This window comes from Sphingomonas citricola (assembly GCF_019429535.1).
Classification (GTDB): domain Bacteria; phylum Pseudomonadota; class Alphaproteobacteria; order Sphingomonadales; family Sphingomonadaceae; genus Sphingomonas; species Sphingomonas citricola.
Genome location: NZ_JAHXZM010000001.1, coordinates 254,575 through 268,892, shown reverse-complemented (window position 1 = coordinate 268,892; position 14,318 = coordinate 254,575). Strand labels below are relative to the sequence as shown.

At 64.4% G+C, this 14,318-nt stretch carries 15 protein-coding genes; 9 read left to right on the top strand and 6 right to left on the bottom strand.

The genetic code is table 11. The features are described 5' to 3' along the window. Positions 1-60: 60 nt before the first annotated feature. The gene (uvrA, locus tag KZ810_RS01240; protein WP_219767189.1) at positions 61-2,973 is read left to right on the top strand and encodes an excinuclease ABC subunit UvrA; all 2,913 of its coding nucleotides are present in this window, start codon (positions 61-63) and stop codon (positions 2,971-2,973) included. A gap of 336 nt (positions 2,974-3,309) precedes the next feature. Here the strand turns inward: uvrA and KZ810_RS01235 are convergent, their stop codons facing one another. The 3 genes from KZ810_RS01235 to KZ810_RS01230 all read right to left on the bottom strand — a co-directional run bounded on the left by KZ810_RS01235 (position 3,310) and on the right by KZ810_RS01230 (position 4,920). Further along, positions 3,310-4,545 carry a GmrSD restriction endonuclease domain-containing protein gene (locus KZ810_RS01235; RefSeq protein ID WP_219767188.1) on the bottom strand — a complete coding sequence of 412 codons (1,236 nt, stop codon included), beginning with the start codon at positions 4,543-4,545 and terminating at the stop codon, positions 3,310-3,312. Between the two features lie 75 nt (positions 4,546-4,620). After that, positions 4,621-4,722 (bottom strand): BrnA antitoxin family protein, encoded by a 102-nt coding sequence (locus KZ810_RS17130; RefSeq protein ID WP_308461458.1) that lies wholly within the window; start codon positions 4,720-4,722, stop codon positions 4,621-4,623. Positions 4,723-4,725: 3 nt separating this feature from the next. Next, positions 4,726-4,920: a hypothetical protein gene (locus tag KZ810_RS01230; protein ID WP_258044267.1), complete on the bottom strand. Its 195-nt coding sequence runs from the start codon at positions 4,918-4,920 to the stop codon at positions 4,726-4,728. Positions 4,921-5,230: 310 nt separating this feature from the next. Between KZ810_RS01230 and KZ810_RS01225 the strand changes: the two genes are divergently transcribed. The 4 genes from KZ810_RS01225 (at position 5,231) to KZ810_RS01210 (ending at position 7,957) form a co-directional block, all read left to right on the top strand. After that, a complete protein-coding gene (locus KZ810_RS01225; protein ID WP_219767187.1) occupies positions 5,231-5,425 on the top strand; it encodes a hypothetical protein in 195 nt (64 codons plus the stop codon). Continuing rightward, positions 5,422-6,600: a hypothetical protein gene (locus tag KZ810_RS01220; protein ID WP_219767186.1), complete on the top strand. Its 1,179-nt coding sequence runs from the start codon at positions 5,422-5,424 to the stop codon at positions 6,598-6,600. Before KZ810_RS01225 ends, KZ810_RS01220 begins: the two co-directional genes overlap by 4 nt. A gap of 360 nt (positions 6,601-6,960) precedes the next feature. After that, positions 6,961-7,575 (top strand): SOS response-associated peptidase family protein, encoded by a 615-nt coding sequence (locus KZ810_RS01215; RefSeq protein ID WP_219767185.1) that lies wholly within the window; start codon positions 6,961-6,963, stop codon positions 7,573-7,575. Positions 7,576-7,582: 7 nt separating this feature from the next. Next, positions 7,583-7,957, top strand: a complete 375-nt coding sequence (locus tag KZ810_RS01210; protein ID WP_219767184.1) for a hypothetical protein — start codon at positions 7,583-7,585, stop codon at positions 7,955-7,957. Between the two features lie 16 nt (positions 7,958-7,973). Here the strand turns inward: KZ810_RS01210 and KZ810_RS01205 are convergent, their stop codons facing one another. Next, positions 7,974-8,423, bottom strand: a complete 450-nt coding sequence (locus KZ810_RS01205) for a DUF2459 domain-containing protein (protein ID WP_258044266.1) — start codon at positions 8,421-8,423, stop codon at positions 7,974-7,976. 39 nt (positions 8,424-8,462) lie between these two features. Between KZ810_RS01205 and KZ810_RS17125 the strand changes: the two genes are divergently transcribed. Both KZ810_RS17125 and phhA read left to right on the top strand, forming a co-directional pair. Then, positions 8,463-8,657 (top strand): hypothetical protein, encoded by a 195-nt coding sequence (locus tag KZ810_RS17125; protein WP_258044264.1) that lies wholly within the window; start codon positions 8,463-8,465, stop codon positions 8,655-8,657. Next, a complete protein-coding gene (phhA, locus tag KZ810_RS01200) occupies positions 8,650-9,522 on the top strand; it encodes a phenylalanine 4-monooxygenase (protein WP_219767183.1) in 873 nt (290 codons plus the stop codon). Before KZ810_RS17125 ends, phhA begins: the two co-directional genes overlap by 8 nt. Before the next feature lie 38 nt (positions 9,523-9,560). On the opposite strand, the gene cas5 is transcribed toward phhA, so the two are convergent. Then, complete coding sequence (gene cas5, locus KZ810_RS01195; RefSeq protein ID WP_219767182.1) at positions 9,561-10,127, bottom strand: CRISPR-associated protein Cas5; 567 nt, start codon at positions 10,125-10,127, stop codon at positions 9,561-9,563. A 224-nt stretch (positions 10,128-10,351) separates the two neighbouring features. Continuing rightward, positions 10,352-12,517 carry a primosomal protein N' gene (locus KZ810_RS01190; RefSeq protein WP_219767181.1) on the bottom strand — a complete coding sequence of 722 codons (2,166 nt, stop codon included), beginning with the start codon at positions 12,515-12,517 and terminating at the stop codon, positions 10,352-10,354. Between the two features lie 161 nt (positions 12,518-12,678). On the opposite strand from KZ810_RS01190, the gene KZ810_RS01185 reads away from it, so the two are divergent. Both KZ810_RS01185 and KZ810_RS01180 read left to right on the top strand, forming a co-directional pair. Further along, a complete protein-coding gene (locus tag KZ810_RS01185; RefSeq protein ID WP_219767180.1) occupies positions 12,679-13,341 on the top strand; it encodes a DUF4197 domain-containing protein in 663 nt (220 codons plus the stop codon). 19 nt (positions 13,342-13,360) lie between these two features. Next, entirely contained in the window at positions 13,361-14,275 is a 915-nt protein-coding gene (locus tag KZ810_RS01180; RefSeq protein WP_219767179.1) for a tyrosine recombinase XerC, read from the top strand. Positions 14,276-14,318: the final 43 nt, after the last annotated feature.

The following is a 14,318-nucleotide window of genomic DNA, read 5'->3' as shown; positions in this document are numbered from 1 at the left end:
GCCGCGTTCCTACATACCTCCGACTGGCATCCGCCGCGGAACGAAGGTAGAACGGCCCACATGGCTTTGACGACGATTTCGGTGCGCGGCGCGCGCGAGCACAATTTGAAGGACGTGGGCGTCGACATCCCGCGCGACACGCTGACCGTCATCACCGGGCTGTCGGGCTCGGGTAAGTCCTCGCTCGCCTTCGACACGATCTACGCCGAGGGGCAGCGCCGCTACGTCGAATCGCTCTCCGCCTACGCGCGCCAGTTCCTGGAACTGATGCAGAAGCCCGACGTCGATCATATCGAGGGGCTCTCCCCTGCGATCTCGATCGAGCAGAAGACCACCAGCCGCAACCCGCGCTCGACCGTCGCGACCGTGACCGAGATCTACGATTACATGCGCCTGCTCTGGGCGCGCGTCGGCGTCCCCTACTCCCCCGCCACCGGGGAGCCGATCGCCGCGCAGCAGGTCAGCCAGATGGTCGACCGCGTCATGTCGCTGCCCGAGGGGACGCGCCTCTACCTCCTCGCCCCCGTCGTCCGCGCGCGGAAGGGCGAGTATCGGAAAGAGATGCTCGAGTGGCAGAAGGCGGGCTTCACCCGCGTCCGCATCGACGGTGAGCTGTACGAGATCGACGAGGCGCCCGCGCTCGACAAGAAGTTCAAGCACGACATCGAGGTCGTCGTCGACCGCCTCGTCGTCCGCGGCGACATCGCGACGCGCTTGGCCGAGAGCTTCGAAACCGCCTTGAAGCTCGCCGACGGCCTCGCCTACGTCGACCCCGCCGATCCCGTAGAACCGCGCACGCCGACCAGCGCGGTGCTGGGCGACCACGCCCCCGACGGCCGCATCGTCTTTTCCGAAAAGTTCGCCTGCCCCGTCTCGGGCTTCACCATCCCCGAGATCGAACCGCGGCTGTTCTCCTTCAACGCGCCGCAGGGCGCCTGCCCCGCGTGCGATGGCTTGGGCGAGAAGCTGATCTTCGACGAGGATCTGGTCGTCCCCAACCACGAACTGTCGCTCAAAAAGGGCGCGGTCGTCCCCTGGGCCAAGTCCAACCCGCCCTCGCCTTATTACATGCAGGTGCTCGGCAGCCTCGCGCGCGAGTTCGACTTCGCGCTCGACACCCCCTGGGGCGAGCTGCCCGCCGAGGTGCAGAAGACCATCCTCCACGGCACCCGCGGCAAGCCCGTCACCCTGACCTTCGTCGACGGCAAGAAGTCCTACGACGTCAAGAAACCGTTCGAGGGCGTCATCGGCAACTTGAACCGCCGCATGCTCCAGACCGAGAGCGCGTGGATGAAGGAGGAGCTGTCGAAGTATCAGTCCGCGCAACCGTGCGAGACGTGCCACGGCGCGCGCCTCAAGCCCGAGGCGCTGGCGGTCAAGATCGCGCGCCAGGACATCAGCCACGCCACCCACCTCTCGGTCGTCGACGCGCTCGCCTTCTTCACCGATCTCCCCAACCACCTCGGCGATCAGCAGCGCGCCATCGCCGAGCGGATCCTGAAGGAGATCGTCGAGCGGCTCGGCTTCCTCAACAACGTCGGGCTCGACTATCTCAACCTCAACCGCACCAGCGGCACGCTCTCGGGCGGCGAGAGCCAGCGCATCCGCCTCGCGAGCCAGATCGGCTCGGGCCTCTCGGGCGTGCTCTACGTGCTGGATGAGCCGAGCATCGGCCTCCACCAGCGCGACAACGACATGCTGCTCGCCACGCTTCGGCGCCTGCGCGACCTCGGCAACACCGTGCTCGTCGTCGAGCATGACGAGGACGCGATCCGCACCGCCGATTACGTCATCGACATGGGGCCGGGCGCGGGCGTCCACGGCGGGCAGGTCGTCGCCGCCGGCACCCTTTCGGAGGTGCTGGCGACCGAGGGCAGCGTCACCGCCGATTACCTGAACGGCGTTCGCGAGGTGCCCGTGCCGGCCAAGCGCCGCAAGGGCTCGGGCAAGAAGCTCACCGTCCACAACGCCACCGCCAACAATCTGACCGGCGTCACCGCGTCGATCCCCTTGGGCACCTTCACCTGCATCACCGGCGTGTCGGGCTCGGGCAAGTCGAGCTTCACCATCGACACGCTCTTCGCCGCCGCCAGCCGCACCCTGAACGGCGCGCGCATCCTGGCGGGCAAGCACGACAAGATCACCGGGCTGCAGCATCTCGACAAGGTCATCGACATCGACCAGTCGCCGATCGGCCGCACGCCCCGCTCCAACCCCGCGACCTACACCGGCGCGTTCACGCAGATCCGCGACTGGTTCGCCGGCCTCCCCGAGAGCTTGGCCCGCGGCTACAAACCCGGCCGCTTCTCCTTCAACGTCAAGGGCGGGCGGTGCGAGGCGTGCCAGGGCGATGGCGTCCTCAAGATCGAGATGCACTTCCTCCCCGACGTCTACGTCACCTGCGACGTCTGCCACGGCCAACGCTACAACCGCGAAACGCTCGAGGTGAAGTTCAAGGGCCACTCGATCGCCGACGTGCTCGACATGACGGTCGAGGATGCGGCCGAGTTCTTCAAGGCCGTGCCCCCGATCCGCGACAAGATGGCGATGCTGGTCGAGGTGGGCCTCGGCTACGTCAAGGTCGGGCAGCAGGCGACCAAGCTCTCGGGCGGCGAGGCGCAGCGCGTCAAGCTCGCCAAGGAACTCGCCCGTAGAGCCACCGGCAACACGCTCTACATCCTCGACGAGCCGACCACGGGCCTCCACTTCGAGGACGTGCGCAAGCTCCTCGAGGTGCTCCACGCGCTCGTCGAACAGGGCAACACCGTCGTCGTGATCGAGCACAACCTCGACGTCATCAAGACCGCCGACCACATCATCGACATGGGCCCCGAGGGCGGCGTCAAGGGCGGCCGCGTCGTGGCGGAAGGCACGCCCGAGCAGGTCGCCAAGGTTAAGGGGAGCTTCACCGGGCACTACCTCGCGCCGTTGCTGGGGAAGCGGAAGGTGGCGGAGGCGATTGCGGCGGAATAACTATCCGTCCATCAATTCATGCGCAGCAACATCCAACATTATGGACCGCTCTTTTATAAATTCTTCATAAGCTAACTTGTCAACATTCAAGGGACAAAGCGCCTGCGATAAATACTCTTCCTTATGCTTATCCCCAACTTTAGCTAGATATTCCGCTGGGCCTTTGTCTTTTATTGAATTGTTGTCGGATCGAGTAAGAAAACATATATTGGAAAGTACGTTTATTTGTCTACGGTCAAATCCGGCCTTGCTTAGGAAGGCTTGTGGAAAGATGTGATGGAACTCGTGCTTACTACCTTGCTTTAGCACTTTGCCCGGATCGATTTTAGCGCCACTTCAAAACGAATGTGGCCCACGACTAGTTAGAAGTAAAACCAAGCTTTTAGAGTTTGCATTGCCTGCTGCAAAATTACCCTTTTCAAAGTCGATTTTTACTTCGGCACGCGGCAACTTCATTTGATAATTAGGATTATCACGCAAGCGATTCATCTCGGTGATGTCTGTCGCCTGCCGTTCATTTACATCCGACGAGAAGCGGCGACTAAATACAGATCGCCAGAACCATCGCAGAAGATCACGCTTCTGATTTGTCGTGTAATTGACACCATCAGCCTTTGTTGTTGCAAAAAAGCAGCTTAATGGAACCAGAATACCAGGAAAAGGTAGCATCCTGAAATGCGCGACACCTACCTCCCTACTAAGGAAGTCGATAGCTCCTAAGATACCATTTTCGATCTTGACGAATTGATTTCGAATATCTTCGCCTTGTAAGTCTAGAATTTTGTCAGGAGATGTTTCCCCGGTGATCACACCAGCACAGATTCTTAGTTGTAAATCTTTATCGTCAACCAGACCGTCGAAGCCGTGCGTCGCAATCTTTTCCTGAAGCTCAGAGAATTTCTGAACAAGATCAAAGTCCTCAGACCAACTCCACGCGGAAAGTAACTCAAAAACGTCAAGCTGAGTTCCTGCTCTATTAATACGCTCAAAGACAATAGCAACCTTATTACGGTCACTTGACTCGAAAGTTTCATTTGGGATCAGGTACTCTTTGAAGCGAGCCTGCATGTCATCGACACGCCTCAGCGTATCTTCATCAAGGTCCTTAGTAGCACGACGGTATTCAACTGTATCAAACAAAGTTTTGACAGGGAAATGACGACTATTGTCCACTTCCTCCGGCTGCAAGGCATGAAAACTTGACTCTTGGACGTTATCAGATGCGCTTAGGTCAAAATATATGTCTATCCAGTCATCACTTTGCGGCTGTAACTCTGTTTGGAAAGTGCTAAATAGACTTGTAAGTCTCTGTTGACCATCAAGCACATAATTAACTGGATAGTCCTTCCCCGGTTCAGGCAGTTTAAAGGCGCCGAGGTCTTTTTCGGAGGTCAAACGCGCGTCGGTCTTCCAAAGGATGACCGTGCCAATCGGAAAGCTTTTATAAATACTGTCAAGCAAGAAAGCGACTTGCTCATTTTCCCAGACAAAGTCTCTTTGAAAAGCCGGGATGCGAATGTCACCGCTGGTGATGCGATCCACAAGGCGGCGAATAGTTAGTGGATCGGCCATTGTACGTCGTCCCCGTCTTTTCTTGCGTATCAATTGGGTCAGATAACAAGTCTACGTCAAGAGCGCTACAAATGCCTACAACCCCACCGCCTTCCGCAGCGCTTCGTTCATCCGCTGCTGCCAACCCGGCCCGCCCTCGCGAAATCGCTCGATCACGTCCGGGTTGAGCCGCAACACCACCTATTCCTTCGCGCGCCCGCGCAGCGGCCGGCGTCCGCGCACCACCCCGTTCGGCCCGATGTAGCCCGTCGCTGGCCTAATCACCTTGCCACCGATCGAGAACTCGGCGGTGTCCAGCATCTCGTCGGTCCACTCCGGCAGATCGTCCGCCGGGTCAGGCGAGCCGGTCGCGAAATCGTGCTTGTCCCCGCTCATTGGCCTTCCTCATCGAAATGATGCGCCCCCTGCTCTGGGTTGCTTGTACCTGCATAACGCGGCGTCAAGTGCTGCCGCGGCGAAGCCGCGCCTTCGGGCGTAGCGCTGACGGCGACGTTGCAAGAGGGCAGAAACAACCAGCCCCGCCGCGGCAAAGCCGCGTCGTCAGTCGGCGCTGCTGGCGCCGCTGGCCGGGCCGGCGCTGGGGCGCTCGTCGGTAGCTTCGCTATCGCCTTGCGGCGCCGGCCTGTCCTACATCCGCCCTTTCTGCCTACTTCCCCGGTCCCTCAATCAACGGGACCATCGCGCCATGCAGACGCCACCCTTCACCTACGTCGTCCACCCGATCGAACAGGCACCCGAACGCCACGTCCAGCCGTGGCGCGAATGGGAGGCACACGTCGATGCCGGCCGCATCGCCACCACGCGCCTCTCCCCCGATGAAATCGCCGCCGCGACCGCGATGGAGGCGCTGTTCCGCCGCACCGGGATCTGCCGTCGATGACCGCGCACCCGCCCGCCCCCGCGCTCCCCGCCCCCGCGCTCCCCACGCCCGCCGATCACGCGCCCGCTGATCCGCACGCCTCCGCGCAGTCCCCCTCCACCCACACCGCATCCACCCCCACCGCATCAACCCACGCCCCGCCGCGCCACCACCCGCCCAGCCGCCACGACGGCTGGACGCCCGAGCGTCAGCGTACCTTTGTCGAGGCGATCGCGGGCGGCGATACCGTCGATCAGGCGTGTCGCCGCGCCGGGATGACCGCCAGCGCGGCCTATGCCTTCCGCCGCCGCGCGGGCGGGGCCGCCTTCGCGCTCGCCTGGGACGGCGCGCGGCTGCTCGCACGCGATCAGCTCGCCGACACGCTCCTCACCCGCGCGCTCGAGGGGCAGGAGGAGGTGATCACCCGCCCCGACGGCTCGGTCGTCACCCGCTTCCGCCACGACAACCGCTTGGCGCAGCACATGCTCCACCGGCTCGACCGCTTCTCCGATGCCGCCAGCGACAGCGCGCACGGCACCGCCGCGCGCGTGGTCGCGGGCGAGTTCGACGCCTTTCTTGATCTGATCGACCAGGGCGCGTCGCCCGCGCGCGCCGGGCTGTTCCTCGCCCCGCGTCTCGCGCCCGTATCCGCGCCCAGCAGCCCCGCCCCCGGCCCCGCCGACCTCGCGCGCGATCTCGCCCCCTCGCCACGCTCGCGCGCGCCGACCGCTACGTGTCGGGCGGTGCCGGGCTCGCCGCCGAGGTCGACGTCGCCGATCTCGACCCCGCCGCGCGCGCGCACTGGAGCGCCGACCAATGGGCCCGTGCCGAGGCCGCCGGCCTCCTCGCGCTCGCACCCCCTCCCGCCGCTCCCGCGCCTGCGCCCGCGTGCGCGCGAGAACCTCAACTTTCTCAACTTCGCGAGCATCTGTCGCCCTTCGTCGGTCCCGCCGACCGCGCCGACCCCGTCTGGTGGTGCGACCATGTCGAGGCGTGGCGGACCCGCTTCCCCCCGCCCGACGATTTCGACGGAACCGAGGACGGCGACTGGGGCGACCGCGACTATCAGCGCAGCCTCACCCCCGCCGAAACCGAGCAGGTCGAACGCCCCGCCCGCCTCCACGCCGCGGTCCGCTACGTCACCGAAGCCCGCCAGCGCGACCAATGGTTCGCCGACGCCGCCCGCGCACCCCTAGACGACGAGCAAGAGGGCGAAGACCCGACCGACGACCCCCACCCCCCGACCGACCCGAACCCGCCCACCCCCGACACGCCCGACCGGAACCGCGAACACACCACCCGCCCGTCACCCCCCGACGACCGACCCGACACCCCCGCCAGAACCCCCGACGCTCGACGCCGCGGGCCCGCCCCGCCATGCGCAGCAACCGACGCCCTCACCGACGTCCGACATGCCACCGGGCTCACCCGCCCCACCGACCCCGCCGGCAGGGCCATCCCCGATGCCGCCTCCGGCTCCGCCGATCCCATCGCTCCGCCCGGTGCGTGCATGGACGACGCTCGCCTTTCGCCTGCCCCGGCCGTAGCGTCACGCCATGTGCAACGAAGCCGCCCGCCGCATCGAACTCGGCCTCCTGCGCGAGGATTTCCATCACCTGCGCATCCCGCTGCGCTTTCCCGAAGGGCTGCCCAACATGGCCCCGCTCGCCTCGATCCGGATCACCGACCCGACCGTCATCGTCCGCGCGTCAGCCGATACGCCTGGCGAGGCCGAACTCGTCACGCGCCGCTGGAGCTGGCCGGGCACGCACGGTCGCCCGGTCTACAATTACCGCTCCGACGGGCGGAACATCGCGCGCGGGCGCTGCCTGATCCCGGTCGACGGCTTCTACGAATTCACCGCCCCGACCGATCCGGGGCAGAAACGCAAGACGAAGTGGCTGTTCACCCACGCCCGCGAACCCTGGTTCTGTATCGCCGGGGTCTGGCGCGACGACGCCGCGGTCGGTCAGGCCTTCGCCATGCTCACGACCCGCCCGGGTGCCGACATCGCCCCCTATCACGATCGCCAGGTGGTGGTGCTCGACCGGTCCGACTGGCGCGGCTGGCTCGACGGTTCGGCCGCGTCCGGCGATCTCTGCCGCCCCGCGCCGCCCGGTACCCTCGTCGCCACCCGCGTCGACGGAACGCCTGCTCCCCCCGGCGGTTGACCCGCGCATGGCACAGAACAACCCCGCAACCCGCCGCAGCGCGAACCGCAAGCCCGCCGACAAGCCGGTGAAGAGAAAGAGCGGCGTCGCCGTCGCCGCCGGGATCGGTGTCGTCGCCGCCGGCCTGTTCGGTGCGCTCCGCTTCGGCCTGTTCGACAAATTGCTCGCCAGCCGCCCCTCGGGGGGCGAACATCCCGCCCCCGACCTCAGGCCTTCGGCCCCCACACCCGGAATCGATCGCGCGCCGGTCGACTTCCGCCCCGACCCCACCGCCGCGGTCCCCGCGAGCGAGCGCGAGGCACTCCGCCCCGCCACCGGTCCCGCCCCGACGCTCGCCGCCACTCGCGGCGAACTGGCCAATCAGACCGGCGCCGCCAATTGACCGACCCCCGCCGTTCTCACAGCCACCACGACACCGTGGCAGGGAACGGCGTCCACCGCCCCACTCGCACCCCGGCATATCGCAGCGCCCGCCCGGTCCACTCGTTGCACGTATGCAGCGCATCGTACCGCCCATGCGCCGGGTAGAAGGCATCGTAATCAGTGTAACCGGCGACCGGCTCCCCCGCCGCCACGCTCGCCTGCACGAATGCCGCCAGCCGCCGATATTGCGCCGAGGTCAGCGTAACGCTCCGCACCCGTTCGCCGACCACCGGCCGTGCGACATGCTCGACATGCAGCACCGTGTCTTCGCTCCCCACCGCCGCCGCGATCAGCGTTCCGGGTCGCACATCCCACCATGTCGGTGTTTCGACGAAGAATTGTCGCTCGCCCCACCCCACCGCGACGTAATCGTAGTCGCCATATCGCGGATCCCGGATCTTTCGCCGAGAAAACAGCCCACTCAAATCTCCCGCAGCGGTTCGCTAAGGTAGGACAAGATCGGTGTGAATGCCATTATCCTCTACCCAGATCTCGATACCGGCAGCCGGCGGGCGCCGCCCGTCGTTGATGACCAACGCCGCCCCGAGCAGTCCAGCGACAAGATACGCACCGACCATCGCCGCAACGACGGCCAGGGTGATTTGGGGCAGGCGGGTTTGGCGAAGCACGCCGGCATGCTAGAGCACCCCCATGTCTGAGGAAACGCACGTTCTCACCGCTCCCCCCGCCGACGCGTCTGCCGACTGGACCATCGCGCAAAACTGGTCGGATTACACGGCGGAGGAACACGCGACCTGGGACACGTTGTTCGAACGCCAATCAAAGCTCCTACCAGGGCGTGCCAGCGAAGCCTGGCTCCGCGGCCTCGATGTTTTGCGCTTGGACAAGGCGGGGATCCCCGACTTCGCGGAGTTGTCCGATCGTTTGATGAAGCTCACCGGTTGGCAGGTCGTCGCCGTGCCCGGCCTCGTCCCGGATGACGTGTTCTTCGACCATATGGCTAATCGCCGCTTCGTCGCTGGCAACTTCATCCGTCGCCCCGACCAGCTGGACTATCTGCAAGAGCCCGACGTATTCCACGACGTCTTCGGTCATGTCCCGATGCTCGCAGACCCGGTATTTGCCGACTATCTTGAAGCCTATGGCAAGGGGGGGCAGCGGGCGTTGAGCATGGACGCGCTGAAGTACCTCGGACGCCTCTACTGGTACACGGTTGAATTTGGGCTGATCCAGGAAAATGACGGGTTGCGTATCTATGGCTCAGGCATCGTGTCATCCGCAGCCGAAAGCCGCTTTGCGCTCGAAGACGCGAGTCCCAATCGTATCGCCTTCGACCTAGCGCGTGTGATGCGCACTGAATACCGAATCGACGATTTCCAGCAAAATTATTTTGTCGTTCCAAGCTTCGACGAGTTGCTACGAATTACCGTCGAAACGGATTTCGCACCATTATACGACCAGTTAAAGCAGGAAGCCGATATCCCAGTCGCGCAACTCTCGCCGGAAGACGTGGTCATCAGTCATGGTACACAGGTATATGCGGAGAGCCGCAGATCCCGGTGATCGGTAATTTCCACGACCAAAGCAAATTCGTAAAAAGGTTAGGTCGCTGTTAGAACGCTCTCACTGACAAGAATGCATCCGTTTACGAGACGAGCTCGAAAAAATATTGGAAATCGCGATACCTTGCTTTTTTGTTCTTTGATCATCCAACCGAGGTCGATGAGCTGAGGATCCCAATAACGCTGCTGCTCCTCGCATGGCTCGGCCCGTCGAAGCGTGCCGGGAAATGCCGCCGCGCCTAAGTAGATGTCGTGCGTCCGAGATAGCAATTCCTCTATGGCGTGCTGCGGCCTGTCGCCGTCCTCAGCCACGTAAACGAAACGCGCGGTGATGACGTATCTGACGTCGTCCAATACGAGAGCGCGTCGGGGACCGCGCTCACTGTCGACCTCATCCAGAATGAACCGAATTGGATTGATCACGCGGATACGATCGATCGACCATCGTCCACCACCCGGATTGTAAATGGTGCGCAGAATCTGTTCGGCGACATAAGGGGGAATAACATCGTACGACACGAGATCGGTCGTAAACTCCGGCCGCCGAAAGCAGGCGCGGTCACCCTCGATGACGGCCGAAATGGTAAAGGTACCTGAATTGTTCACGAACCGTTCTTAGCACGTTCCAACCCGCGCCTAAGGCATCACATCCGAAATGGAGGCACCAGGTATCATCACCCATCATGTGCGATAAGCCTATGACGTCGCTTCTGGAGGATTACACCCCATGACGATCACGCTTACGACCGCTCTCAATTTGATCCGTCGCACCCTTACCTTTCGAGTGCAGTTTGCCCCAAGGACAATCAAGCCGAAGAAAAGGCTTTAGCCTACACGAAGCTATAAGGGTCGACATCGACGGCAACCCGCACCTTCGCCGACCAAGTCAACCTTCCGAGCCACCCACGGATCACGTCCTGGACGTCGAGCGTACGGCGCGCATGCACCAACAGGCGAAATCGATGACGTCCGCGCAGCATCGCTAATGGCGCGGGGGCGGGACCATAGACGTGCATTCCATCGACATCCGGTGCCGCACGGCCGACCGAAACCGCCGTCTCGTGCGCTGCCGCCTTGTCCTCGCTCGACACGATGATCGCGGCATAGCGCCCGAAAGGCGGCGCACCTGCGTCTCGCCGGGCCTCGGTTTCGGCGGCGTAAAAGGCATCCGCGTCGCCGGTAATCAGCGCCTGCATAATCTGGGCGTTCGGACTATGTGTTTGGACGAACACGTGCCCCGGCTTTTCGCCACGCCCTGCGCGCCCTGACACCTGCCTGATCTGCTGAAACGTGCGCTCTGACGCACGGAGGTCGCCACCCTCGAGACCAAGATCGGCATCGATCACGCCGACCAGCGTGAGGTTTGGGAAGTGGTAACCCTTGGTCACGAGTTGCGTGCCTACGACGATGTCTATCGCGCCGGCTTCCATGCGCGCCACGAACTCGGTCGCTTTCGCCGGCGACCAGATCGTGTCGGACGTGACGAGCGCAGCGCGGGCCTCAGGCCACAAAGCCGCGACCTCGTCGGCGATGCGCTCCACCCCCGGCCCGCACGCGACCAGCGTATCCTCGTTATGACATTCGGGGCACAGGCGGGGCACCGGTTCGATGTGCCCGCAATGATGGCAGGCCAAGCGTCGCGTCAAACGATGCTCGACCATCCACGCGGTGCAGTTCGGACACTGGAAGCGATGTCCGCACGTTCGGCACAACGTCAACGGCGCATAACCGCGGCGATTAAGGAACAAGAGCGATTGCTCGCCCCTCGCAAGGGTTTCGTCGATCGCCGTCACGAGCCGGGGCGCGAGCCAGCGTCCACGTGGCGGTTGCTCCGCAATTAGATCGATGGCCTGTATCGACGGCATTTGTGCCGCCCCGAAACGCTGCGGCAGCTTGACCTCGGCGTAAAGCCCACGCTCGACTTGCTGGCGCGTCTCGATGGCGGGCGTAGCCGAAGCCAGAATGACGGGGCAATTCTCGAACTTGCCACGCATGACCGCCACGTCTCGCGCGTGATAGTGGACCCCGTCCTCCTGCTTGAAACTCGTCTCGTGTGCTTCGTCCACCACAATTAGGGCAAGGTCACCGTAAGGCAGGAACAGGGCAGAGCGCGCACCAACGGTCACACGCGCCTCCCCATTCGCGATCGCCCGCCAAGCCCGACGACGCTGCGTCGCGCGCAACCCCGAATGCCACGCCACCGGCTCGCAGCCAAAGCGATCGCCGAAGCGTTTCAGGAACGGCTCGGTCAGCGCGATCTCCGGCAATAGCACCAGCGCCTGCCGCCCCTGCCGGATCGCCTCCGCCACTGCCTCGAAATAGACCTCGGTCTTGCCCGAACCCGTCACCCCGTCGAGCAGCGTAGGCGCAAAGACGCGTGCCGCCACGTCACCGACGAGCCGCGCCGCGGCGCTTCCCTGCTCGTGTGACAGGTCGGGCGGCGCGTGCATTGGATCAGGCGTAGGGTATGGACTGTCGATATCGACCTCGATCGCTTCGATCGCGCCCGCCTTGACCAGCCCGCGGATCACCGCGTCGCTCACCTCGGCGACGCCGGCTAGTTCACGGATGAGCCCCTGCCGCTCACCGATCTTCTCGAGCGCCTGCGCGCGTTGCGGTGTCAGACGATCGGGAACCTGCCCGGTCGCGCGATACTCGGTAGCAGTGCGCGCGCCCTCCATCGCGGTCGAGGACAATGCCATTCGGACCACGGCAGCAGGCGGCGCGAGATAATAGTCTGCGGTCCACTCAATCAATCGCCGAAGCGGAGCCTTGAGCGGCGGCACGTCGACGACGCCTAGCAGATTGCGAAGTCGATTGTCGCCGACCTCCGCCTCGGAGGGAAGCCGCTCCGCCTCCCATACCACGCCCATCAATTGCCGCGGACCAAGCGGCGCGACGACGACCGATCCAGGCTCGACCGTCATGCCATAGGGCACGCGGTAGTCGAGTGGGCCAAGGGCGGAATTGAGAAGAAGGACACGAGCACGCGACATGGTGGCGATCATGTAAGAAGTGCCGGCGCGTCGTGAAACTGCGAAGTCATTCAGCCACGGTTACCTCGGGGACCGCGATGACGCGGCATGCTCATGGGAGATGATTAATGATGCCGATCGATGTGGGACACGATGCCGCCACGACGAGTCGACGCAGGTTCGTGGCGGCTGCTTTGCTTGGCTCTGCCGCGTTGCTGTCAGGCTGCGCGACGATTGGCACCAGTCGCGGACTCGACGAGGCACTACGCCGTCTGCTGACGATCTCGACGCAACGCGCGGTAGCGCGATTGGTACGGGACAACGGCTATCTCAATGACGCGCTGGCACGCGTCACGATCCCCGAGACACCGGGTGACCGCTCGGGTGCGGTGCTCGGCGCGCTGCTGCGCTCTCGGCCAGTGCAGGATCAATTGCTACGGCTGGTCAACGACGCCGCTGGCGAGGCGGCGGACCGTGCCGCGCCCGTTATCATCGACTCGATTCGCGCCCTGAGCTTTTCCGACGCGGTCGAGATCGTGCGCGGCGGGCCTACCGCGGGAACCGACTATCTCGAGCGCGCGATCGGTCCGCGCATTATCAACGCGATGCTGCCCGAGGTCGGCGAGTCACTGCGGAGCTTCGGCAGCGACGGCGTGCTCGGCCCGGTGATCGGCGCGGCGACCGGGGTCAACGTCGTCGGATTGCAGCGCGTCGTGACGACGCAGGCCGCGCGGGGTCTATGGCGCGCGATCGGGCGCGAGGAGTCGGCGATCCGCGCCGATCCGCGGTCGGCGCGTGATCCGCTGATCGAGTCGGTGTTCGCGGCCGGTCGCCTGCTCGGTTGACAAGCGCTAGAACGCGCGCATGAACGGCCCGGCCTTCAACTTCAGCCTCTATCTCGCGCAGCAGCGCCGCCGCTCGGTCCACACGGTGCGCGCCTACCGCGTCACCGCCGAGCGCTTCACGCTGTTCCTCGCCGAGCATTGGGGAACGCCAGTCGATCGCGCCGCACTCGCACGGGTGGAGGCCGCCGACCTGCGCGCCTATCTTGCACGGCGGCGCGGTATGGACGTTGAAGCGGCAGGGCTAAGCAATGCGTCGGCCGCGCGCGAGCTTTCTGCCGTGCGCGCCTTCCTCGAGTGGGCGAACGGCGTTCGCGCCGCCCCCGTGCTCAGGGGACCGCGCGTCAAGAAGGGATTGCCCCGCCCCGTCTCGCCGGGAGAGGCCGTCTCGCTCGCGTCAGAGGTGGCGGAAGAGAGCGACGAGCCGTGGGTTGTGGCGCGCGACTGGGCGGTGCTGCTGCTGCTTTACGGCGCAGGGCTGCGCATCGGCGAGGCATTGACGTTGACGGGTGCGACGCTGCCGCTGGGTGATACGCTGATTGTCACCGGCAAGCGCGCGAAGACGCGGATCGTCCCGCTCCTGCCCGAGTTGCGCGCCGCGATCGAGCAATATGTCGCCACGGCTCCGTGGCCGCTCGAACGCGATCTTCCGCTGTTTCGCGGAGTTCGCGGCGGTGCGCTGTCGGCGGGGGTGGTGCGGGTGAAGGTGCAGCGCGCGCGTGCGAAGCTTGGACTGTCGGAGCGCACCACACCGCACGCGTTGCGGCATAGTTTCGCGACGCATCTGCTCGGGCGCGGGGCGGACCTGCGCGCGTTGCAGGAACTGCTCGGTCACGCGAGCTTGAGTTCGACGCAGATCTATACGCAGGTCGATGCGGCGCACCTGCTGGACGTGTATCGCACCGCGCATCCACGTGCGGGCGAGGGGCGAAGTTGAGGAAGTTGAGGTTCTCGCGCGGTCTCAACTTTGACCGCAGGCT